Origin of the sequence: Paludibacter sp. 221 (assembly GCF_010501035.1) — a bacterium.
In the GTDB taxonomy this organism is placed as follows: domain Bacteria; phylum Bacteroidota; class Bacteroidia; order Bacteroidales; family Paludibacteraceae; genus QVMH01.
Genome location: NZ_QVMH01000056.1, coordinates 1 through 22,217, shown reverse-complemented (window position 1 = coordinate 22,217; position 22,217 = coordinate 1). Strand labels below are relative to the sequence as shown.

Annotated in this window: 22 protein-coding genes; 17 read left to right on the top strand and 5 right to left on the bottom strand. The window is 39.5% G+C overall.

Features of this window, described 5'->3' with window-relative positions:
* The first annotated feature begins 173 nt into the window (after positions 1-173).
* The 17 genes from D0T49_RS11360 (at position 174) to D0T49_RS11280 (ending at position 16,847) form a co-directional block, all read left to right on the top strand.
* Positions 174-1,061 carry a diacylglycerol kinase family protein gene (locus D0T49_RS11360; protein WP_163631513.1) on the top strand — a complete coding sequence of 296 codons (888 nt, stop codon included), beginning with the start codon at positions 174-176 and terminating at the stop codon, positions 1,059-1,061.
* A 249-nt stretch (positions 1,062-1,310) separates the two neighbouring features.
* Positions 1,311-1,550 carry a 50S ribosomal protein L28 gene (rpmB, locus tag D0T49_RS11355; protein WP_163631510.1) on the top strand — a complete coding sequence of 80 codons (240 nt, stop codon included), beginning with the start codon at positions 1,311-1,313 and terminating at the stop codon, positions 1,548-1,550.
* 19 nt (positions 1,551-1,569) lie between these two features.
* Positions 1,570-1,758, top strand: coding sequence for a 50S ribosomal protein L33 (rpmG, locus tag D0T49_RS11350; RefSeq protein WP_163631507.1), 189 nt, complete (start codon positions 1,570-1,572; stop codon positions 1,756-1,758).
* Positions 1,759-1,771: 13 nt separating this feature from the next.
* Positions 1,772-1,924 (top strand): DUF4295 domain-containing protein, encoded by a 153-nt coding sequence (locus tag D0T49_RS11345; protein WP_163631504.1) that lies wholly within the window; start codon positions 1,772-1,774, stop codon positions 1,922-1,924.
* A 197-nt stretch (positions 1,925-2,121) separates the two neighbouring features.
* Positions 2,122-3,072, top strand: a complete 951-nt coding sequence (ftsY, locus tag D0T49_RS11340; RefSeq protein WP_163631501.1) for a signal recognition particle-docking protein FtsY — start codon at positions 2,122-2,124, stop codon at positions 3,070-3,072.
* Between the two features lie 93 nt (positions 3,073-3,165).
* Complete coding sequence (gene rimO / locus D0T49_RS11335; RefSeq protein ID WP_163631499.1) at positions 3,166-4,515, top strand: 30S ribosomal protein S12 methylthiotransferase RimO; 1,350 nt, start codon at positions 3,166-3,168, stop codon at positions 4,513-4,515.
* Between the two features lie 139 nt (positions 4,516-4,654).
* Positions 4,655-4,942 (top strand): HU family DNA-binding protein, encoded by a 288-nt coding sequence (locus D0T49_RS11330; protein WP_163631496.1) that lies wholly within the window; start codon positions 4,655-4,657, stop codon positions 4,940-4,942.
* A complete protein-coding gene (locus D0T49_RS11325) occupies positions 4,935-6,026 on the top strand; it encodes an HU family DNA-binding protein (RefSeq protein ID WP_163631493.1) in 1,092 nt (363 codons plus the stop codon). The genes D0T49_RS11330 and D0T49_RS11325 overlap by 8 nt, the downstream gene beginning before the upstream one ends.
* Positions 6,027-6,245: 219 nt before the next feature.
* Entirely contained in the window at positions 6,246-7,241 is a 996-nt protein-coding gene (locus D0T49_RS11320) for a MoxR family ATPase (protein ID WP_163631489.1), read from the top strand.
* Positions 7,242-7,337: 96 nt separating this feature from the next.
* Positions 7,338-8,204 (top strand): DUF58 domain-containing protein, encoded by an 867-nt coding sequence (locus tag D0T49_RS11315; RefSeq protein WP_163631486.1) that lies wholly within the window; start codon positions 7,338-7,340, stop codon positions 8,202-8,204.
* Between the two features lie 83 nt (positions 8,205-8,287).
* Positions 8,288-9,325: a BatD family protein gene (locus D0T49_RS11310; protein WP_163631483.1), complete on the top strand. Its 1,038-nt coding sequence runs from the start codon at positions 8,288-8,290 to the stop codon at positions 9,323-9,325.
* Positions 9,326-9,384: 59 nt separating this feature from the next.
* Positions 9,385-10,368, top strand: a complete 984-nt coding sequence (locus tag D0T49_RS11305; protein ID WP_163631480.1) for a VWA domain-containing protein — start codon at positions 9,385-9,387, stop codon at positions 10,366-10,368.
* A 108-nt stretch (positions 10,369-10,476) separates the two neighbouring features.
* The gene (locus D0T49_RS11300; protein WP_163631477.1) at positions 10,477-11,517 is read left to right on the top strand and encodes a VWA domain-containing protein; all 1,041 of its coding nucleotides are present in this window, start codon (positions 10,477-10,479) and stop codon (positions 11,515-11,517) included.
* 260 nt (positions 11,518-11,777) lie between these two features.
* On the top strand, positions 11,778-12,515 hold the full coding sequence (locus D0T49_RS11295) for a tetratricopeptide repeat protein (RefSeq protein WP_163631474.1): 738 nt from the start codon (positions 11,778-11,780) through the stop codon (positions 12,513-12,515).
* 207 nt (positions 12,516-12,722) lie between these two features.
* On the top strand, positions 12,723-14,624 hold the full coding sequence (locus D0T49_RS11290) for a BatD family protein (protein WP_163631472.1): 1,902 nt from the start codon (positions 12,723-12,725) through the stop codon (positions 14,622-14,624).
* A 5-nt stretch (positions 14,625-14,629) separates the two neighbouring features.
* Positions 14,630-15,388 carry a tetratricopeptide repeat protein gene (locus tag D0T49_RS11285; protein ID WP_163631469.1) on the top strand — a complete coding sequence of 253 codons (759 nt, stop codon included), beginning with the start codon at positions 14,630-14,632 and terminating at the stop codon, positions 15,386-15,388.
* Positions 15,389-16,151: 763 nt separating this feature from the next.
* Complete coding sequence (locus D0T49_RS11280; protein WP_163631466.1) at positions 16,152-16,847, top strand: phosphatase PAP2 family protein; 696 nt, start codon at positions 16,152-16,154, stop codon at positions 16,845-16,847.
* Between the two features lie 2 nt (positions 16,848-16,849).
* Here D0T49_RS11280 and lptC read toward each other — a convergent pair whose 3' ends face one another.
* The 5 genes from lptC to hisG all read right to left on the bottom strand — a co-directional run bounded on the left by lptC (position 16,850) and on the right by hisG (position 21,871).
* Positions 16,850-17,443 (bottom strand): LPS export ABC transporter periplasmic protein LptC, encoded by a 594-nt coding sequence (gene lptC, locus D0T49_RS11275; RefSeq protein WP_163631463.1) that lies wholly within the window; start codon positions 17,441-17,443, stop codon positions 16,850-16,852.
* Between the two features lie 26 nt (positions 17,444-17,469).
* Positions 17,470-18,795 carry a hypothetical protein gene (locus tag D0T49_RS11270; RefSeq protein WP_163631460.1) on the bottom strand — a complete coding sequence of 442 codons (1,326 nt, stop codon included), beginning with the start codon at positions 18,793-18,795 and terminating at the stop codon, positions 17,470-17,472.
* Positions 18,796-18,848: 53 nt separating this feature from the next.
* Positions 18,849-20,111 carry a hypothetical protein gene (locus D0T49_RS11265; RefSeq protein WP_163631457.1) on the bottom strand — a complete coding sequence of 421 codons (1,263 nt, stop codon included), beginning with the start codon at positions 20,109-20,111 and terminating at the stop codon, positions 18,849-18,851.
* A complete protein-coding gene (locus D0T49_RS11260; protein WP_163631454.1) occupies positions 20,098-20,832 on the bottom strand; it encodes a type III pantothenate kinase in 735 nt (244 codons plus the stop codon). Before D0T49_RS11260 ends, D0T49_RS11265 begins: the two co-directional genes overlap by 14 nt.
* Positions 20,833-21,019: 187 nt before the next feature.
* A complete protein-coding gene (hisG, locus tag D0T49_RS11255) occupies positions 21,020-21,871 on the bottom strand; it encodes an ATP phosphoribosyltransferase (protein WP_163631451.1) in 852 nt (283 codons plus the stop codon).
* Between the last annotated feature and the right edge of the window lie 346 nt (positions 21,872-22,217).

Below are 22,217 nucleotides of genomic sequence, written 5' to 3'. Positions count from 1 at the left end.
GGGCTAAATGAGTAAAATGAGAGGTGAAATTTAGCTACGCTCAACTTCGTGTCACGAAAAAAGGACATAAATTATTGCGAAAAAGACATATGTAAAATTATAATAGCTTCTTTGTGGAAAATTTAAACAATCTCTAAGGTATTAGAAAACAGAGAGAGTAAAAGAGGGAAAGAATGAAGAAAAGGATCGCTTTTATAATTAACCCCATTTCCGGAATTTTTCATAAAGATAAAATACCGTCGTTGATTCGGAACTATCTGGATTCGGAGCTTTTTGACTATGAGGTTGTTTTTACGCAATATGCAGGCCATGCTACCGAGATAGCGAAAAGTTTTGCAGAAAAAGGATATGACTGTGTTGTGGCGGTAGGTGGAGATGGTACGGTTAATGAAATAGCTTGTGCCCTGCGGCATACGGATACAGCGTTGGGGATTATTCCTACCGGTTCGGGAAATGGGCTTGCGCGGCATCTGCATGTGTCGCTAAGTACTATAAGGGCTATAAAGCAGCTGAATAAATCAAAAGTTTCGGCCATTGATTATTGTCTGATAAATGAAACTCCGTTTTTTTGTACAAGCGGGATTGGGTTTGATGCTCACATCAGCATGGAGTTTTGCAAAGTAAAGCAGCGGGGTTTTTTCAGTTACCTGCGCAAGATAATCATCGGTTTCTTTTCGTATAAGCCACGTAAATATCAGATTGTTTCAGAGGAGAAAAACGTTGAAATGGAGGCTTTTATGGTTACTGTTGCGAATGCTTCGCAATGGGGAAACGCAGCTTATGTTGCCCCCAAAGCGTCATTGAAAGACGGTTTGTTTAATGTTGTTGTGCTGAAAGAAGTCCGTTTTTTTCCTGCGCTTTGGCTTGCATTCAAACTTTATACTAAGAAAATAGGGAACGATAAATACATCACTACATGGCAAACGGGCGATTTGACTATAAAGGCGACGCATGATATGCCTTCGCATCTGGATGGAGAGCCCTTTGACGAAGGAAAAGAAGTAAGGGTGCGTGTTGTGCCTGCAGGGCTGAAAGTGTTTTGTGCTAAAGAGTTTCAATGATGAGGATGTTGCTTATTTGTGAATCTCAGCAACAAAAGAGTAAGGATGTATAGAGCGATAGATGAGTAATGCTCGTTGTTCAATTTATTCCATTTTGTTCTGTGTTATTCCAATTCACTCTGGCTCATTGGGGTTGTTTATAAAAAAATAAATATTAATAAGTGATTTATTTGTGTGGATGAAAAAAAAGTTATAATTTTGCACACTGTTTTTAGAAAATAATATACACGAATATAAAGATATACTGAGATGTCAAAGATTTGTCAGATTACCGGAAAAAAAGCAATGGTAGGAAACAATGTTTCACACTCAAAACGTCGCACTAAAAGAACGTTTGATGTAAATTTGTTCCGTAAAAAGTTTTATTGGGTAGAACAAGATACCTGGATTAGCCTGAATATTTCTGCTGCAGGATTACGTACCGTCAATAAAATAGGTTTAAACGCAGCGCTGAAACAAGCAGCTGAAAAAGGGTATTTATACGTATAAAAATTAGGAGATTTATATCATGGCTAAGAAATCAAAAGACGCAAGAATACAGGTGATATTGGAATGCACTGAGCATAAAACAAGTGGCATGCCGGGTACATCACGCTATGTGACTATGAAAAACAGGAAAAACACTCCTGAACGTTTAGAGTTGAAAAAATACAACCCTATCCTTAGAAAAGTAACAGTACATAAAGAAATAAAATAAAAACGATTGAATCATGGCAAAGAAGGCGGTAGCATCACTTCAAAAAGGAGAAGGTCGTGCGTTTGCAAAAGTGATTAAAATGGTAAAATCACCAAAAACAGGCGCTTATTCATTTCAGGAAGAAATGGTTCATAACGACAAAGTGAAAGAGCATTTAGCAAAATAAGATATTTTGTTCAGATATAAAATCCTCTCATTATCAAAATGAGAGGATTTTTTTTGCCCGAAACTTAAAAAAATATCTTAACTTTGTGTGTTAAATATTTAGTTTTATTCGTTTTAAAAAAAGAATTGTGATTTTTGTTGTTCACTGTGTTGTTTTAGTGAATAATGAAAGAATACAGTTATAAAAAATAAATTTAAATGGGTATTTTCAACTTTTTTAATAAAGAGAAAAAAGAAACGCTTGACAAGGGTTTGAATAAAACCAAAGAGAGTGTTTTCTCGAAACTTTCGCGTGCTGTAGCGGGTAAGTCGAAGGTTGATGATGATGTGCTTGATAATTTGGAAGAAGTATTGGTGACTTCGGACGTAGGTGTTGAAACTACTTTGCGAATTATTGAGCGTATTGAGGAGCGTGTGGCAAAGGATAAGTATCTGAATACTTCCGAACTGAATAGTATCTTGAAAGAGGAGATAGCGAGCTTGCTTGCCGAGAATAATACTGATGCGCCATTGGACTTTGATGCTCCGCTTCCTAAAAAACCATATGTAATTATGGTGGTGGGTGTGAACGGGGTAGGAAAGACCACAACTATAGGAAAACTTGCTTACCAGTTTAAGAAAGCCGGTAAAAAAGTTTACTTGGGTGCGGCCGATACTTTCCGTGCTGCTGCTGTAGACCAGCTTGTTATTTGGGGCGAAAGGGTAGGAGTGCCTGTGGTAAAACAAAAAATGGGGTCTGACCCTGCTTCGGTAGCCTATGATGCAGTGTCGTCAGCCAAAGCTAACGATGCGGATGTGGTCATTATTGATACTGCCGGACGCTTGCACAATAAAGTAAACCTGATGAATGAGCTTACCAAGATAAAGAATGTGATGCAAAAGATTATTCCTGACGCACCGCATGAGATATTGTTGGTTTTGGATGGCTCCACAGGGCAAAATGCCTTTGAGCAGGCTAAGCAATTTACCAAGGCGACAGATGTAAATGCCCTTGCTGTGACAAAGCTCGACGGAACAGCCAAGGGTGGTGTTGTAATCGGTATTTCAGACCAATTCAAGATTCCTGTAAAATACATTGGCTTGGGCGAAAAGATGGAGGATTTGCAGGTGTTTGATAAAAATGAGTTTGTGGAATCGCTGTTTAGTTAAAAGTAACTAATCATTTTTTTATACTTTTAATCAGGCAGAGAGGAAAGTAAGTTACGTTGATGAATACGGATTTTTTTGTTTGAAAGTTATACTATGCAGAATAATAAGCCCTTGGGTAAATCATTGAAGGCCTCCCCTGTGGGGAGGGATGGAGGGGCTGCACTTGTTGATATAATAACCCTTGGTTGTTCGAAGAATTTGGTTGATTCGGAGCAGTTGTTGAGGCAGTTCGAGGCATTGGGATATAAGGTGAGGCACGACGCGGAAGAGCCTGACGGCGAAATAGTAATTGTAAATACCTGTGGCTTTATCGGCGATGCTAAAGAGGAAAGTATCAATACTATCTTGCAACTGGCCGAGCTGCGTAAGGAAAATAAGATAAAGAAATTGTTTGTAATGGGTTGTCTTTCGGAGCGTTATCTGAAAGAACTCAGCCTTGAAATACCCGAAGTAGACCAGTATTACGGGAAATTTAATTTCACCAATATACTCACTGATTTAGGGTGTGAATACCGCGCCGATTTGCGTTTGGAGCGCACGCTGACCACTCCACCGCATTATGCCTACATTAAAATTTCGGAAGGGTGCAACCGTACTTGCTCCTATTGTGCCATACCTATCATAACAGGGCGAAACCGTTCACGCTCGTTAGAAGATATTGAAGCTGAAGTTAAACTCCTTGTAGCTAAGGGTGTTAAAGAGTTTCAGTTGATAGCTCAGGACTTGTCTTATTATGGGCTCGACAGTTATAAGGAGCTGAAATTGGCCGATTTGGTGCGCCGTATTTCTGATATATCGGGTGTAGAGTGGATTCGGTTGCATTATGCTTATCCTGCCCGTTTCCCCTATGATGTGTTAGACGTGATGCGTGAGCGCGACAATGTGTGTAAGTACATGGATATAGCATTGCAGCACATTAGCGATAATATGCTGAAAATGATGCGAAGAAATATAACCAAGCAGGAAACTTATGATTTGTTGCAACGGATGCGGGAGGAAGTACCCGGAATCCATTTAAGAACTACCATGCTGCTGGGGCATCCGGGCGAAACAGAAGATGATGTAGAGGAAATGAAGGAGTTTATCCGTAAAGTGCGTTTTGAGCGTCTGGGGGCTTTTGCCTTTTCGAACGAAGAAGGAACATACGCTTATAAGCATTACGAAGATAATATCCCACAGGAGGTAAAAGACCAACGTGTGGCTGATATAATGAACATTCAGCAGGAAATTTCGTTTAATATTAATCAGAAGAAAATAGGTAAACAGTTTAAGGTTATGATAGATCGCTTAGACGGTGACTATTATATCGGACGGACTGAGTTTGATTCGCCCGAAGTGGACATGGAGGTTCTGATTCCTTCGGATACTCAGAATGTAAGTATAGGGAGCTTTTATGATACAAAAGTTGTAGATGCTACCGATTTTGACCTGTATGGTGTTTAAAAAATAGCGTTAAACCCTTGTTTGTTAAAATAATATATTTATTTTTGAAGCATTAATGCCTACAGTCTATAGTGAACAGGCGAGACTGAAAGCTAATAACTGACTGCCAAAAGCTAAATTGATGAAATAAAAAATTATTATGAATCATAAGGAACTAACTAATAGTATTGCTGCAAAATTGGATATGCCGAAAGCAGAGGTTGAAAAACTGCTCGGCGATACGGTGTCAATTTTTGTAGAACATTTATCAGCCGGCACTACAATCGGCCTTCAGGGATTTGGCAATATGGAAGTGAAGAAAAAAGAAGAGCGGATTTCGGTACATCCGGCTACGCAAGTCCGTACGCTGGTTCCGCCAAAGTTGGTAGTTAGCTTCAAGCAAAGTAATATTTTGAAAGACAAGTTAAAAGAATTGCCACATGAATAAAGATAAAATATCAGCACAAGAAGTTATTGATGCCCTTGCAGCAAAAGCAGATATTACGAAAGTTTTGGCAGATGAGTTTTTCAAAGCATTCATCAGCTCTATCGAAGACGCATTGCTTGCAAATGATGTTGTAAAGGTGAAAGACCTTGGGACTTTTAAGCTTAACTGGATTGCTCCCCGTAAGAGTGTGAATGTGCAGACAGGCGAGGATATTGTGATTGATGGATATTATAAAGTGATTTTTTCGCCGGATAAAGAATTGAAAGAACTTGTAAATAAACCTTTCGCCCATTTAGAGACAGTTGTGCTGGATGATAGTGAGGGGGATAAAGAGCAAGATAGCCGCCCTGTAGCGGATGAACCGGTTCCTTTGGCTTCGCTTACCGAGCAGGCTGTGGAAATAAAAGACTTGCTTTCTGAAATAAAATCTATGCCATCAGATGGCGAAGAAGAAAAACAACAAACTATTGTAGAAAAAAAGGTTAATAAGGATAATATGAGTACGGATAAGAAGGTTGAGAGTAAAAAGGCTAATGTTGGGAACTCAGATAATGAACCTAAAAGAAAAGGACGGGTTTGGGTTTGGTTCTTATTGTTTTTAGTATTGCTGTTTGGAGGTGTTTATGTTCTTTACTCGTACAACAAACCCGTGAGGCGGTGGATAGATGTGAAAGTATTGGGACGTAATCCTCATTCTTACAACATAAATTCCCCCAGAGTAGATATAGACCAGTTTCTTTCTACAAAAACTACTCCGGCTGCTTCTACTGCTCCGACTGTGCAAGCAGGTAACATGAGCCAGTTTGAAGAAGCATTCAATAAAAGGTTTGATAATCTGGAAATTGCAGCAGTTGAAGAATTGGGAGAAAAGAGTAGTATTGCACGTTTGGCAGATAAGTATTATGGTGCTCCGCAGTTTTGGGTTTATATTTATGAAATAAACAAAGATAAAATCCCCGATCCCGATGTAGTAGCCGTAGGTACTGAAATAAAAATCCCGATGATGGATCACATACTTGTTGATTTGAATAGTGAGTATGCATTTCAGCGAGCTGATGAATTAGCCACTTTGTATAAAAAATAATATTCTGTAAATCGAGAAGTCTTGCGTAATTATATGCAAGACTTTTTTTTCGTAACTTTTTAGGGCTAAAACGCCAAAAACTCCCCCTTAATAATGTAAAATCAGGTTAATAGATATTAAACTGATGTTTTTTCGTATCAAATTAGCTTTATATTTGTAGTTGTGTTTTTAGAAAAATAAAAAGCAATAATCATATTTTAAAATTATAACTTATTATATATGAATCAATCCGTTGATATTCGTGAACTTAATGAGCGCATTGAGAAGCAAAGTGCTTTTGTAGATGCACTGACTATGGGAATGAACAAAGTTATTGTAGGTCAGAAACATTTGGTCGATTCTTTATTGATTGGTTTGCTATCAGATGGTCATATCCTGCTCGAAGGTGTACCGGGATTAGCTAAAACTCTGGCAATAAAAACATTGTCCGATTTGATTAAGGCCGATTTTAGCCGCATTCAGTTTACTCCCGATTTACTTCCTGCCGATGTGGTCGGAACTATGATTTACAGTCAGAAAACAGAAGAGTTTAAAATTAAAAAAGGACCTATCTTTGTCAATTTCATCCTTGCCGACGAGATAAACCGTGCTCCGGCTAAAGTGCAAAGTGCCTTGCTCGAAGCCATGCAGGAGCGTCAGGTCACAATAGGAGAAAAAACCTATAAACTGGAAGAGCCTTTCTTGGTATTGGCAACTCAAAACCCTATAGAGCAGGAAGGTACATATCCACTGCCCGAAGCACAGGTAGACCGTTTTATGCTGAAAGTGGTGATTAACTATCCGCAAAAAGAAGAAGAAAAACTAATCATTCGCCAAAATATCGAGAAGGTTAAACCATCGGTAACTCCCGTGCTTTCGCCTCAGGATATAATCGCAGCACGCGATGTGGTACGTGAAGTGTATATCGACGAGAAAATTGAACGTTATATTGTCGACATTGTTTTTGCTACCCGTTTCCCACAGGATTACGGACTGGATTTCTTGCAAGATATGATTTCGTACGGAGCATCTCCGCGTGCCTCTATCAATTTGGCATTAGCTGCCCGTGCTTATGCGTTTATCAAGCGTCGTGGGTATGTGATACCAGAGGATGTGCGTGCAGTATGCTACGATGTGTTGCGCCACCGTATTGGGCTGAGCTATGAAGCTGAGGCTAATAATATGACTTCGGACGAGATTATCACAGAGATACTTAATGCAGTTGAAGTGCCTTAACGCTTAATTGCCGGAAAATTGATAAACCGTTGAGACGTTTTTTTTGCAATTCAGCAATTTAGCGGCTCAACAATTCAACCAATTTAACTTGAGTTTGTGGAAACCAGCGAATTATTGAAACAAGTACGTAAGATTGAGATAAAAACAAAAGGTTTGTCTCAGAATATCTTTGCCGGAGAATATCACTCTGCTTTTAAGGGCTTGGGTATGACCTTTGCCGAAGTACGTGGGTATCAGGTTGGCGACGATGTGCGGTCTATCGACTGGAATGTTACGGCTCGTTTTGGGCATCCGTACGTTAAAGTTTTTGAGGAAGAGCGTGAGCTGACGGTGATGTTGCTTATTGATGTTTCGGGTAGCCGCGATTTTGGTACAGTGTCCAAAATGAAGAAGGACATATTTACTGAAATAGCAGCGACATTGGCTTTCTCTACTATACAAAACAACGATAAGGTAGGTGTGATATTTTTTTCGGATAAGATAGAGAAGTTTATTCCACCTCAGAAAGGGAGAAAACATGTGCTTCACATCATACGCGAGCTTATCGACTTTGAGCCTGAGAGCAATAAAACTGATATTGCAGGTGCGTTGAAGTATTTTACCAATGTAATCCGTAAACGGTCGACAGCATTTCTTATTTCCGACTTTATCGACAAAGGCTTTGAAAAGGAATTGCAGATAGCCAACCGCAAGCACGATGTCGTTTCAATTCAGGTATATGATATCCGCGAGGCGGAGCTTCCCAATGTAGGGCTTCTTAAACTGAAAGATGCTGAAACGGGAGAGCGTATATGGGTTGATACATCGGACCGTCGTCTGCGTACAGCCTATCGCAACAACTTTGGCGAGAAGCAACTGGAACTGCAAAAGACCTTTACAAAAGCAGGGGTCGACTGGGTGTCGATGTCGACTTCTGAGGATTTTGTAAAAGTACTGATGAAGCTATTCCGGCAAAGGGCGTAGCAGAGTTATCTTTTGTTTTTTTCAGAATATCCCCCTTTAAATAATATCATAAGGGTAAACTAAAAAATGTGTTATTCAAAAAAATGAATATAAAACAATATAATCATTTGGAATTATCAGGTACATTCATTTATAGAAGTTTGAAGCCTATAAGGCGGCTTTTTCTTCTGTTACTGATTTCTTGCTCGGCTTTATCGTTGAGTGCGCAGAAACTTTCAGTCGAAGCACGTATCGATTCTACTTTGATATGGATTGGAGAGCAAACCCCGCTTACATTCGAGGTAACCCAACAGCCCGAACAATACGTGTCTTTTCCTGTTTTCAGCGAGCAGATACCCGGAGGGCTGGATATTGTGGAGCCTGCTAAGGTGGATTCAGTCCGTTCATCGGACGGGTACATTGTAGTGAAGCAGAAGTATGTAGTTACAGCTTTTCAGGATTCACTCTTGTTTATTCCGCCATTCCCTTTTGTAGCAGACGGTGATACAATTTGGTCAAATCCCGTTTCTCTTAAAGTAGTACAGCCTTTCGAGCTCGATTTGGAAGAGAACTCAATAACAGACATAAAGCCTGTGTACAAGCCAAAATTTGATTGGGCAGGCTTTTTTAAGATAGTATTATTGGTAATGCTGATTGTAGCGCTGGCTATCGGGTTGTATATTCTTATACGGAAATACATACAGAAAAAGCCTGTGTTCGAACCGGTGAATACGGAGCCTGAACTTCCGCCTCATATTGTTGCCCTGAATGCGTTGAACAAAATTAAAGACGAAAAAATCTGGCAGCAGGGACGTTTGAAAGAGTATTATACGGAACTGACTGATGTAATGAGAACTTATATTGCGGGAGTTTTTGAGATTAACGCAATGGAGATGACTTCGGATGAGATATTGGATACGCTGCGCTTTATAAAAAAAGAGCAGAAAGATGCTTATGAGAGGTTGACAAAAATGTTGCAGATATCAGATTTGGTTAAATTTGCAAAATGGAATCCGCAGAATGAAGAAAATGAACGCAGCCTGAAAGATGCTTTCCTGTTTGTGGAGGAAACTAAGCAGGAAGAAGAAACCAGCCCCATAAATTCCCCAAAGGAGGACGTTGCTGAGGCTGAAAAAAAATAAACTAATTATAAAAAAACAGGACTTGTAACTTGTAACTAAATTACTTGTAACGACTTGATATGACATTTCACAATCCGGAATACTTATTATTTTTGTTGGTGCTGATTCCCATCATATTTTGGTATGTATGGGAGATGCAAAAATCCGATGCAAGTTTGCAAATATCGTCGCATCAGGATTTAAAGCAATATTCTAAAACATTAAAGATAAGGCTCAGGCATTTACCCTTTGCCTTGAGGGTGCTATCCATCACATTTATAATTATAGCTATTGCCCGTCCGCAAAAATCAGATAGTTGGAAAACAGAGAATACCGAAGGTATTGATATAATGATGGCGCTTGATATTTCCGGCTCGATGGAGCTGCCCGATTTTAAACCGAACCGGTTGGAGGCAGCAAAGGCTTTGGGAATTGAATTTATCAAGTCGCGCCCGAATGACAATATGGGCTTGGTGGTTTTTGCAGGCGAGAGTTTTACACAGTGCCCGCTTACTACCGACCATGCTGTGCTGATAAACCTGTTCAACGCCGTAACCTTTGGTATGATTGAGGATGGTACTGCTATCGGGCTTGGGCTGGCAAATGCTGTAGCGCGGATAAAAGATGGCCCGGCTAAGTCGAAAGTTATTATTTTGCTGACCGATGGTTCTAACAACAGGGGTGATATAACTCCTACTACTGCAGGAGAAATAGCGCAGACATTCGGAGTCCGTGTTTATACTATTGGAGTTGGTTCGCATGGCGAAATAAGAGTTCCTTACCAAACTCCGCTTGGTACACGCTACCAGATGGTTGATTCCACTTTTGACGAAGAGCCGTTGAAGGAAATAGCCCAGATGACAGGAGGTGTTTATTTCAGAGCTACAGATAATAACACGCTTCGTACGATTTATCAACAGATTGACGAACTGGAAAAATCAAAAATCCGTGTAAGGGAGTTTAGTAAAAAAGAAGAAGCCTACCATATATTTGCTTTGTTGGCATTAGTATTTTTAGCTTTGGAAATTTTACTGCGAAATACGGTTTTAAAGTCAAATCCGTAATACGGTAAAAGGTTTTTCTAAGTATTTGATAAAAAATTATTGATGACGTGTTTTTTTATTGTCAGATAATAAGATTTGTAACTAAATTTCTTGTAACTATTTAAATATATGTTTCGATTTGCATCGCCAGAATATTTGTTTTTACTGATACTCGTTCCTATACTTATAGGGGTGTTTATCTATTCCGGTATAAGAAGGAAGCGTAATATAAAGAAGCTTGGTAACCCCGAGCTGCTCGAAGGGCTTATGCCGAATGTTTCCCGGATACGTCCCCATGTCAAATTTTATATACAACTGCTTGCATTGGTGTTGATTATTGTGGTGCTGGCACAACCTCAATTTGGGTCGAAAGAAGAAACGGTAAAAAGGCAGGGAATCGAAGTAATGATTGCGTTAGACGTATCGAACTCGATGCTGGCCGAAGATATTAAGCCTAACCGGTTGGAAAAAGCCAAACAAATGGTATCGCAACTGGTTGATAACATGGAAAATGATAAAATAGGGCTGATTGTTTTTGCCGGAGATGCGTTTGTCCAGTTGCCTATTACGGTCGATTATGTTTCGGCTAAAATGTTTATGTCTACTATCAATACGCAGATTGTTTCGCGTCAGGGAACAGCCATTGGTACAGCCATTGACTTGGCTATTAAGTCTTTTGGTCAGCCCAATGAGTCGGGACGTTCAATTATAGTTATCACCGATGGAGAAAACCATGAAGATGATGCTATCGGGGCTGCAAAACTGGCTGCCGAGAGTGGCATTGCGGTGAACGTGATTGGGATGGGACGTCCCGAAGGGTCGCCTATTCCTATACCAGGCACGATGAGTTTCAGGAAAGACCGCAACGACAATGTTGTAGTGTCGAGGCTTAATGAAGAGATGTGCCGCGAAATAGCCAAAGCAGGAAAAGGAACTTACGTACGCGCTGATAATACAAATACGGCAGTACGGGCTATTGGCAGTGAACTTGATAAGTTGGCAAAGTCGGAGATAGAGTCGAAAGTTTTTACCACTCACAACGAGCAATACCAATCTTTTGCATTCTTTGCATTGTTTTTATTGATTGCCGACTTTTTTATCTTTTACCGTAAGAATAAAAAACTGTCGAAAATAAAGATTTTCGACTTAAAAGATAAAATAAGTAAATAAGGATTTGAAAAAAGTGATAAATTTTCAATATCGGAAATTGTAACCTTATTTTTGTTTTTAACCTTAGTAACCCGAATGTAATAACACAAGCACCTTATTAGCTTATAAATAAGGTAATAAGGTTTGAGAGATAGAGTTTCTTGATATTACTAAGGTTGTTTTTATGGAAATAAGGTTTTGAGTTACTAATTTTTTACATGTTCCTATTAAGTTAGAGGTCATATATTTGTTTTTTTAGAATTGGGATGATATTATTGGATATGAAAAAACTCGTTTTTATATTATCATTGATGTTTATAACGTTTTCTTTACTTGCTCAGAAAGAAAGTAAGGATGTTCGTGCCGGTAATAAATTGTATAACGAAGAGAAATATACTGACGCAGAGGTTGAGTATAGAAAAGGATTGCAGAAAAATTCCCAATCGTTCGAGGCAAATTTTAATTTAGGAAATGCCTTGTTTCGTCAGGAAAAGTATGAAGATGCTATGAAACAATACATGAGTTCGTTGGCTCAGAACCCTACCGACAAGAAGAAATTAGCTGCGGCTTATCATAATATAGGAAATTCCCTGCTTACAGGAGGACAAATACCGCAAAGTATTGAAGCATATAAAATGGCATTGAAAAATAACCCTGCGGATGATGATACACGATACAATCTGGCTTTTGCTCAGGAGTTGCTGAAAAATCAGGAACAGCAACAACAAAACCAAGATAACCAACAAGACAAAGATAATAAGGACGATAGTCAGGACAAACAGGACAAACAAGACAACCAAGATAAGCAAGACCAAGGACAACAAGACGAGGATAAGCAAGACCAGCAAAATAAGAACCAAGACCAAAATCAGCAGAATCAACAGCAGCAAGACGCACAAATGTCGCAGGAAAATGCACAGCAAATATTAGATGCTTTGCTTGACGATGAGAAGGAAACACAGGAAAAGGTGAAGAAACAAAAAGCTAAGAGTTCGCGAAAAGTAGAGAAGGATTGGTAATTTTAGTTACAAGTTACAGAGGTAAAAGGTAAAAGTTTAAAGGCAAAAGTACTTTCTCCTAAAATTCTTATCTACTTGTTTACTATAATATAACATTAATTTAATAGAATACTTGTAAGTGTTTGATACTGACGAATCTACCTTTCAGTGATTAAATTTGAAAAGAAAGTGATAATCTGAATCATGAAATTTCGAAAATTGAAAATAATGACAAATACATTAAGTTTGATAAGTCGCAAAAGTCAAAATCTGTTTAAACGACAAAGTCTGCATAATAGTCTGTTAGTCTTTTTCTTATTATTTTCAGTAGTTTGGGGCGTTGGCGCTGCAGACGAGCCTGTAACGTTTCAGGCTTCCGGCCCCTCGCAGGTAATATTGGACAGGCCTTTTCAGATTTCCTTTACCGTAAATGCAAAGGGGAAAGATTTCAGGCTCCCTGAAATTACCGATTTTGACATACTTGCAGGCCCTTTTGAGTCGAGTTCTTCCAGCTTTAGCTTTATTAATGGTAAGCAAACATCAAGCGTATCTTATAAATATACCTATACCTTGTTGGCAAAAAATACGGGAACTTTCACTATACCTTCGGCAAGCATAACGGTTAAGAGCCAAAAACATACCTCCAATGGATTGAGTATTCAAGTGCTTCCTCCCGATGCTCCACAGCAACAAAACCAGGGAGGACAGGGGCAACAAAGCCGGTCGCAAAATCAATCGGACAATACCGCCATATCTAACGAGAATCTTTTTATCCGCACCATAGTTTCCAAAACCAATGTGTATGAGCAGGAAGCTATCCTGATGACTTATCGGCTATATTCTACGCTTGATGTTGTGAATTTTTCGGTAAAAAAAATGCCCGATTTTAAAGGCTTCATGAAAAACGATTTGGAGATACAGCCTCAACTACAATTAGAAAATTACAACGGCCGTAATTATGCTACGGTAGATTTATATCAAACTGTACTGTTTCCCCAGCGTGCCGGAACTATCGATATTGAAAAAACTGATTTTGAAGTGATTATACGGGTAGAGAATACAAGCCCGCGGCGTAGTATTTTCGACAGTTTTTTTGATACTTATACCAATGTTTCGAGAAATGTAACAGCTCCGGGAGTAAAGATAAATGTAAATGAGCTTCCTACAGCTAATAAGCCAATGGCTTTCGGAGGTAGTGTAGGGCGTTTTACGATGAACTCCTCTATTTCGACGCAGGAGATAAAGGCAAATGAAGCCGTCACCATGAAAATTGCTATTGAAGGTGCGGGAAACATGCGCATGATAAAAAATCCGGTAGTGAAACTTCCTGATAGCTTTGAGCAATATGACCCTAAAGTAACGAACGATTTCAAAGTGTCGGCTTCGGGCGTGAATGGTAAAAAAACGGTTGAATACCTGTTTATCCCCCGTTATTCAGGCGAATTTGAGATACCCTCTGTCGAGTTCTGTTATTTTGATATTCAATCCAAATCTTATAAAACCCTGCGTACTCCATCGTATAAATTGAATGTGCTGAAAGCCGAGAACGTTCCCGGAGAAACTACCGTAGTAGACAGCTATGTAGGAAAAGAAGATGTTAAGCAGTTGGCCAGTGATATTCGGTATATTCAGACAAATAATTATAAAATAGTGCCGGAGGAAGAACCCCGTATCGGTTCATTAACTTCGTGGTTGATGTATTTAATTCCGCTTGCTATTTGCCTCCTGCTGTTTATTGTACTGAGCCGGCAGGCTAAAGAAAATGCGAACGCTCATCTGGTAAAAAATAAAAAAGCTAATAAAATAGCACGAAAGCGGTTGAAATATGCTCAGAAACTGCTTAGTGAAGGTAAAAAAGACCAATTTTATGATGAGGTGCTGAAAGCGGTGTGGACATATCTGAGTGATAAACTGTCGATACCTGTGGCTTCGCTTACGAAAGACCGCATTGAATCGGAACTGAACCGGAATAGTGTGAGCCAAGAGTTGGTAGCCCAGTTGATGCAGATATTAAATACTTGTGAATTTGCCCGTTATGCCCCTAATACCGGACAGCAGGAGATGGGTAATTTGTTTGATGAAACGGTTCAGGTAATAAGCACTTTAGAAGAACAGATTAAAAAGAATTGAATCCTATGAAACGCATATTAATATCTTTCTTATTAATAACAGTTGGTTTAACTTCGGTTTTGGCACAGCAGGATACCACCAACCTGCAACGTGCAAATGCACTTTATACTCAGGGAGAGTTCAGGCAAGCTGCTGATTATTACGAGCGTGTTTTGACCGACGAGGGGGTGGCTCCGGAGTTATATTATAACTTGGGAAATGCTTATTTCAAAGCAAACGAATTGGGGCTATCCATACTTAATTATGAACGCGCGCTTCGCTTGAATCCCCGTTTTGAGGATGCGCGTTTCAACCTGAAGCTGGCCGAAACAAAGGTAATTGATAATATAACCGCTACAGAAACTTTTTTCGTAAAACGGTGGATACAGAACCTTATAAACCGCTATACATCCAATCAATGGTTGTATTTTAGCTGGGGGCTTTTTGTGCTGTGTTTGGTAGGGGTATTATTATTTGTGTTCGGAAAATCACGAAGCCTGAGAAAAAGTTCGTTCACTATTACACTGGTAGTATTGGTAATAAGTGCATTTTCATTAGTTTTCTCTATAGTGCGTAAAAATCACTTTCAGAATCATAACGATGCCATTGTAATGGTTGGCATTATTACTGTCAAAAGTTCGCCCGACCGGAGCGGCACTGACTTGTTCGAACTTCATGAAGGAACAAAAGTAAGTATAAAGAGCCACTTGGGAGAATGGAGTGAAATTCTGATTGGAGACGGACGTATTGGTTGGGTTGAAAATCGCCAGATAGAACAAATATAGGGAGTATAAAGGGAATGTCCCAAAAGGAAAGAGAACGCCGCTTGATACTTCGCTTGGCTTGCCAAGAAACTACGCAGATAAACACAAATTTACGTAAATCTTATTTTGTTGAAATGAAGTAAGTTACAAAAAATAAAATTTGCATAATTTGCGTTCAAAAAAAGATAATTACTGGCGCAAGTTTAGCGTAGCGTAACTTGTGCCGAAAATAGAAGCAGTTTTTAAACTGCAAAATACATAGTCACAAGTCACAGACTTGCGCCAAATATAGGATGAATTGCTATTTTATTCTTTCGTAGCCGTAGCTAATCTTTCCGCCTCAGCTGGTGAGCGTTAAGAAATTCAGTGTAATGCAGCGTTAAACAGGATTTGCTGTTTGACGAGCGTAGCGAGGAGTTTCAAAGCCTGTNAAGCGAGGAGTTTCAAAGCCTGTAGCGTAGTGTAGCTGAATTTTAGCGAAGCAGGTGTAGCGGTGGCTTTTTTGCTTACTTTTTCAGCTATAGGAAAAAGTAAAAGCCAGTCCGGCTTGAGGACGAAAGAGCAATATCGGATGGGGATTAGAATGTAATTTTGATGCGGTTACCTTATCACCCTTTCAATTATTGGTGCAAGTTTAGCGTAGCGTAACTTATGCCGAAAATAGATGCAGTTTTTAAACTGCAAAATACATAGCCACGAGTCACAGACTTGCGCCAAATATGGATAGAAAATATAAAGCTAGAAGCACTTTCAGCTTTCACCTTTTCCCTTTCACCTCTTATATATGATTGACATCTTAAATACACTTGATACCAATGTTTTTTTGTTCCTGAACGGAATACATTCCGCATTTTTTGATGGATTTATGTATGTCTTCAGCGATAAGTGGGTTTGGGTGCCTTTTTACTGCGCATTGCTGTATGTTATCATTGTCAACTGGAAAAAGCAGTCTTTATGGATTATACTTTCGTTGGTTGTCTGTATTGTTCTTGCCGACCAAATATCTTCCGGTATTATCAAAAATTTAGTTGAGCGTCCACGCCCTACGCACAATCCTGCTTTGGAGGGGATGGTGCATATCGTGAATGGTTATAGGGGAGGGATGTATGGTTTTGTTTCGTCGCACGCCGCTAATGCGTTTGGGCTTGCCCTTTTTTGCTCCTTGCTTTTCAGGAGAAAGATATACTCTATAATGCTTTTCGTATGGGCTGCTTTAACCGCTTATTCACGTATCTACTTAGGCGTGCACTATCCGTTTGATATTGTAGGAGGTACTTTGGTGGGGGTGTTTTCGGCTTTGCTTTGTTACGCCGTACTGAAATACTTTTATTCTAAAAAGTCTTATTCTTTAGAGCTTGACAAGGGGGGGAATCAAACTACTACAAAAGGATTTTTATATCAGGTAAGGATTTATTTACCGCTCTGGATATTGCTGGCTACAGTAGTAGGTATAGTGCTGAGTAGTATATTGGCACTTTAAAACTATTTTTCTTCTTCGTCTTCTTTTACAGCGATACTTCCTCGTCCATTTTTGAAACTATATTTGGATAAAGATTGATTTGAAACAAAATCATCTCCATACATAATAGCTCCGGATACATCTGTAACTTTTACGATTGTGTCGGAGTGGATTCGTTCTTTCTTCTGATCCCAATACAGCCTTTCAGTTTCAAACCGTTCGCCCTCAAGGTTTGTAGCGTCAACTTCACCGCGAAGCTCCCACAGCTCCTGTTTGTCGAAGTATTTGGCGTAATTACTGTGTATATTGGCATCCACGTTCAGGTCTAAATCGAAACGTTCCAGATGTATTCCTTCCGGAAATTCCCAATACGACGGCTCTGCTTTATCAAAAATATCCCATACCGGAGCCGAGATACGGTAGCGGGTAATACCCGAATCGGATATTATGGTTGTGATTTCGTTTGCATGGAGCCTTGCAATCTGTTTGCGGTCGCCCACAGCTCCGATAACTTCGGTCTTTTTTCGTCCACACGAAGTTGCCATTATAAGAAACAGCATAATAACTACTGAAACAGTGGTTATTATGCCGTTTATATTTTTACGTGCTATTTTCAAGTTTTACAATCTCAAAAGTAGTTATTTTACTTTGCTACACGCACGGTAGTTTTTTCATTTATCCATCCACCTACAGTGAACGATTCTCCCTCATTCATATCCTTGCTAAAGAATACTTCTTCTTTTGTTGGGAAATAGTTGCTGTAAGTACGAATCATTTTGTCTGCATCCGGAGCAAGATTAGCATCCGCTTGTTTAGCTCTTACAAATTTGTCAACAGCAACCCAATATACACTTTTTCCTAACACGGGGTCGTCATAGATATCTTTCGAGTTTGCATACATTACACCGATAAGCAAATAAGCTTTGCCGTTTTTAGGATTGTATTCAAGCGATTTTAATGCAAACTGGCGCGAACGTGGATAGTTATTGAGTTCGCTATAATATATTTGAGCTATCTTATATTGATATTCAGCTTTTTCTATATTGTCTTTTTCCAGATTAGTGGCTTCCTGATAGTATTCGATAGCCTTGTTGAAATCACCTTTTTTGTACGACATCTGTGCACATCCGTTTGCCGATTCAGCGGTAGGTTGTATCTCGTGTGCAGCTACTGCAGCAGCAAAGTACACATCTTGCTCGGTACATCCAACCATGCGGTAGAACGACATTACAGTATTCAGATACTCAAGGTTAGTCAGGTTTTGTTTCACCTTTTCTCCGTAAACTTTATCAAGGGTAGAACATTCGGCCGCACCGCTTTGAACAAAGATTTGGTCTAATGACTGTTTTATTTGCTCAGATATTTGTTTGTTCTTATTGTTAGGGTCGGCAATAAGTTGCTCCATAATGTCGTTTACCTTCAGATAATCGGCAATGAATTTTTCTCCATGTTGTTCCGCATCCGCTTTGTACAGTCCGTTAGATAATACGATGTATTGGCTCAATACGTTCAAATCGGTGCTTGTACCCAAACCGTTGATTGATTCAGCCATCCAGTCATATGCTTGTTTTTTCAGCTCGTCGCCTTTTACAAAGGTAGCATAATCCAACGCTTTCAGCCCTAATATCCAAGGGGTAGGGTAGCGCGAGTCCGATCCGAAATACTGGATTCGTTTGTCATACATTTGCATCAGCAAGTCAAAAGTTTGCTTATAATCTTCGGGCGTTTTAGCTTGCGAAAGTTTCCAGTGTAGTATTTCACGACCTCTGGTATAGATAGCCCTGTTGGCACTGGGACATTCATCGTAGGTTGCTTTCCAAGGTCCATATGCATCTGCATATTGCTTGTTTTTTGCCGACTCGTTGAATAAACTTAAGTTTATCTTACATTGTTCCGAAACCTCATCCTGAGCTTTCACAATGTTGGCGAGTGCAAAAAGGCTAATTAAAATAATTGCAAATTTTTTCATCTTTATCTTTTCCTTTATGTGTTTTTACTTATAATATTCTTGTCGTATTCTTTTTAAAGTTTCCGTTTGAAGAACCATGTTTCGGCAAGGGCAAAGTTAAATGTGAATTTGAAATAGTCCTCATTCAGCTTGCTTTTATAGGCTCCCACCTTGCCGTATTCAAATGTCATGTTCAACATTGTACGGCTGCTGCTTGGTAATGGTAAACCAATACCAAAAGTTATACCAAAGTTTAGTCCTGCATTTTCGCCCTCTAATTTATAATATGGATTATTCGTGTTTACCCCGAAACGGTACATGATTCTTTCCCCATATTTGCGGCTACGGTAATTTGGCTGATACTCAAATCCTAAGGCCAGTTTCGAGCTATTCGCAAGGCTATCGCGTTGCCCGAAGTATAAAGCATCTTTCCACTGGTGCAGGGTGTAATCCACTCCTACCGAAAGTTTATTGTCATACTTGTAATACAACCCTGCTCCGAACATTTGCGGCAGGTCAAAGCTGTTTGTAAGATCCTTTACCGTCTCGAAATGCGAAATATTTGTTTGTTGGGCATCCGCTTTCAGAAGCATTTTAGGTTCGTATATTGCCCCTATGGTTACGTCATGTTTTTCGGCAAATGTATTGTAAAACTGAACTCCAAAGCGGAAACGCAGATGATTGGCCGTTATGGAATTTGTTTGGGTAGCCGATTGGTAGCTTGTATTATTATAATTCAGCACCCTGATATTATCGTAACTGCCAAACATGTAATACATATTTGCACCTACGGAGAAATGGTTGAACAAATCAGCGGACAAGCCTAAATAAACCTGACTGATTCCTCCAGTCCCGTTGAATCGGGTTGTATATTTTATTTGCTCAACATCATCCCCTTCAAATCCGGGCATGGCAATAGAGTCGCTTGTATAAAAATTGTAGCCGGCAAAAGAATAGGGCAATATACCCGCACTTATTCCTACTCCTTTGAACAGGCGGAACTGTAGGGTCAGATATTCCAGATTACCGTTAAAGCTGGTTTTTTTATTTGAATTTTCGTCAGAAAACCGCGAAGCAAGTGCCGATACTCCTAAGTCCATCATAAACGTAAGGCTGTCGCTCATGCTGTACGAGGCAGGATTGACAACATTAATCCGGCTTTTCGACCGTGCTCCTATTGCTACCCCTCCCATAGCGCGTTGCTCTCCCGAGGTATTGTCACTTATTTCTCCGAATCCGAAACGGGTGTATGGCGAGTTTGTGTTATTTTGGCTTGTTGCAACAGGAATAGAAATAATAGCAATGAGAATGATTAAAAGTACCTTATTTTTGTGCATTATACAGAAGGATGCGGTTAAGCCCAGTTAATATTAAATTTTCGTTTGCAAAGATGGCATTTTTTAGCTTATTTACAAAGTAAAATGTGCTACCTCCTGTTAAAAAAGTTGAAAGCAAAGGATGTTCTTTTCTCAATTCGTCGATATATCCATCTATCTCGAAAACAATGCCATACATCACTCCCGAAAGTATTGCCGATTGCGTGTCGCTGCCTAATAATTCGTTTGTCTGCTTGGCTTCAACCAATGGTAATTTTTGAGTAAACTCATGTAGCCCTCTTAAGCGGATTCCTATTCCGGGCGAGATATTGCCGCCCCGGTAAACTCCGGTTGAATCAATAAAGTCGAAAGTTATAGCCGAGCCTATATCCACTACTAATATATCTGTATGGGGCTTTAAAAATGAGGCTCCTACAACTCCGGCCAAGCGGTCTTTACCCAAAGTTTCAGGCGTTTTATATTGATTGTTGATAGGTACTTTGGTTTCGTGCGTAAGCTCAATGAAACTAAGGCTTTTCTCTTTTAAATAAGCGATTACTTTTTCGTCGGGCTTTACCACTGTCGAAAAGATAGTAGATAAATCACGGTATTTATGAAAAAGTGCACCGATATCTTCAAAACTAAAATAATCGAAAGTCTGACTTTCGATTAAGTTATCTTGTTCAAAAACACCAATTTTTGTCCTCGAATTACCTTGGTCTATACAGAGTGAGAAACTCATAGTAGTAGTGTGTAAACGCTAAGCAGCAAAATAGTTGAATTGTAAAGCTAACCCATATTTAGCGCAAGTCTGTGACTTGTGCTAATATTTTTTGCAGTGTTCAAAACCGCATTTGTTGTTAACACAAGTTACGCTACACTAAACTTGCGCCAATGGTCGTCTCTTCTTATGCTAAAGTTTGGAGAGATTACAATATCATCTTTTCGATAGGCATTACCAGAATACTCTCTGCGCCCAATGCTTTTAGTTTTCCGATAATATCCCAAAATAGTTTTTCTGCTATTACCACATGCAGCGAACTCCATCCTTCCTTTGCCAATGGCATTATAGTAGGGCTTTTCATTCCGGGTAAAATCTCGATTATTTCATCCAAATTTTCGGTGGGGACGTTCATCAGTACGTATTTCTTGCCTTCCGCTATCTGAACGGCTTCCATACGGAATAGCAACTCATTCAATATAGCTTGTTTTTCGTCCGTTATGTTTTTATTGGCAATCATTATTGCTTCCGATTGCATCACTACCTCTACCTCTTTCAGATGATTGGTAACAAGCGTGCTGCCTGAGCTTACTATATCAAATATGGCATCTGCCAGTCCTATTCCCGGAGCAATCTCTACCGAACCTGTGATTACATGTATATCAGCTTTTACATCCTTGCTTTTCAGAAAATCGTTAAGGATTTCGGGGTAGGAGGTAGCTATAACTTTACCATTGAGCCATGCCGTACTTTTATAATCTATTTCCTTGGGTATTGCCAACGAGAGGCGGCACTTGCTGAATCCTAACCGCTTTACCACTTTCACATCCTTTTTCTTCTCGGCATATTCATTTTCGCCTACAATGCCGATATCGGCTACGCCGTCGGCTACCGACTGGGGGATGTCATCGTCCCTAAGAAACAGGACTTCTATCGGAAAATTACGCGAAGGGATTAACAGTAAACGTTTACTCTGTTCAAGTTTGATTCCCGACTCTGAAAGTAAGGACATTGTTTCTTCGTGCAAACGTCCTTTGGTTTGTATAGCAATTCGTAACATGTTTCTAAATTTTTAGGACTGCAAAAATACGAAAAATATGTGGAATTATTAAAATAGTAAGTTTTTTTCGGTTTTAAAAAAGTATGTTGCTGTAATGTTCTTTCAGGGCAACCGCATTAAAATAAGAAGAGTTCGTATTATGAAGAGCTCAAAAATATTTCATAGCCGAAGCTAATCTTTTCGCCTCAGCTGGTGAGCGTTAAGAAATTCAGCGTAACGCAGCGTTAAACAGGATTTGCTGTTTGACGAGCGCAGCGAATTAGCCCCTCCAAACCTCCTCATAAGGGAGGCTTTAGAGATTAAAACGTCAGAGACGGCTCCTTGTAAAAGATAAAACTAATATCTG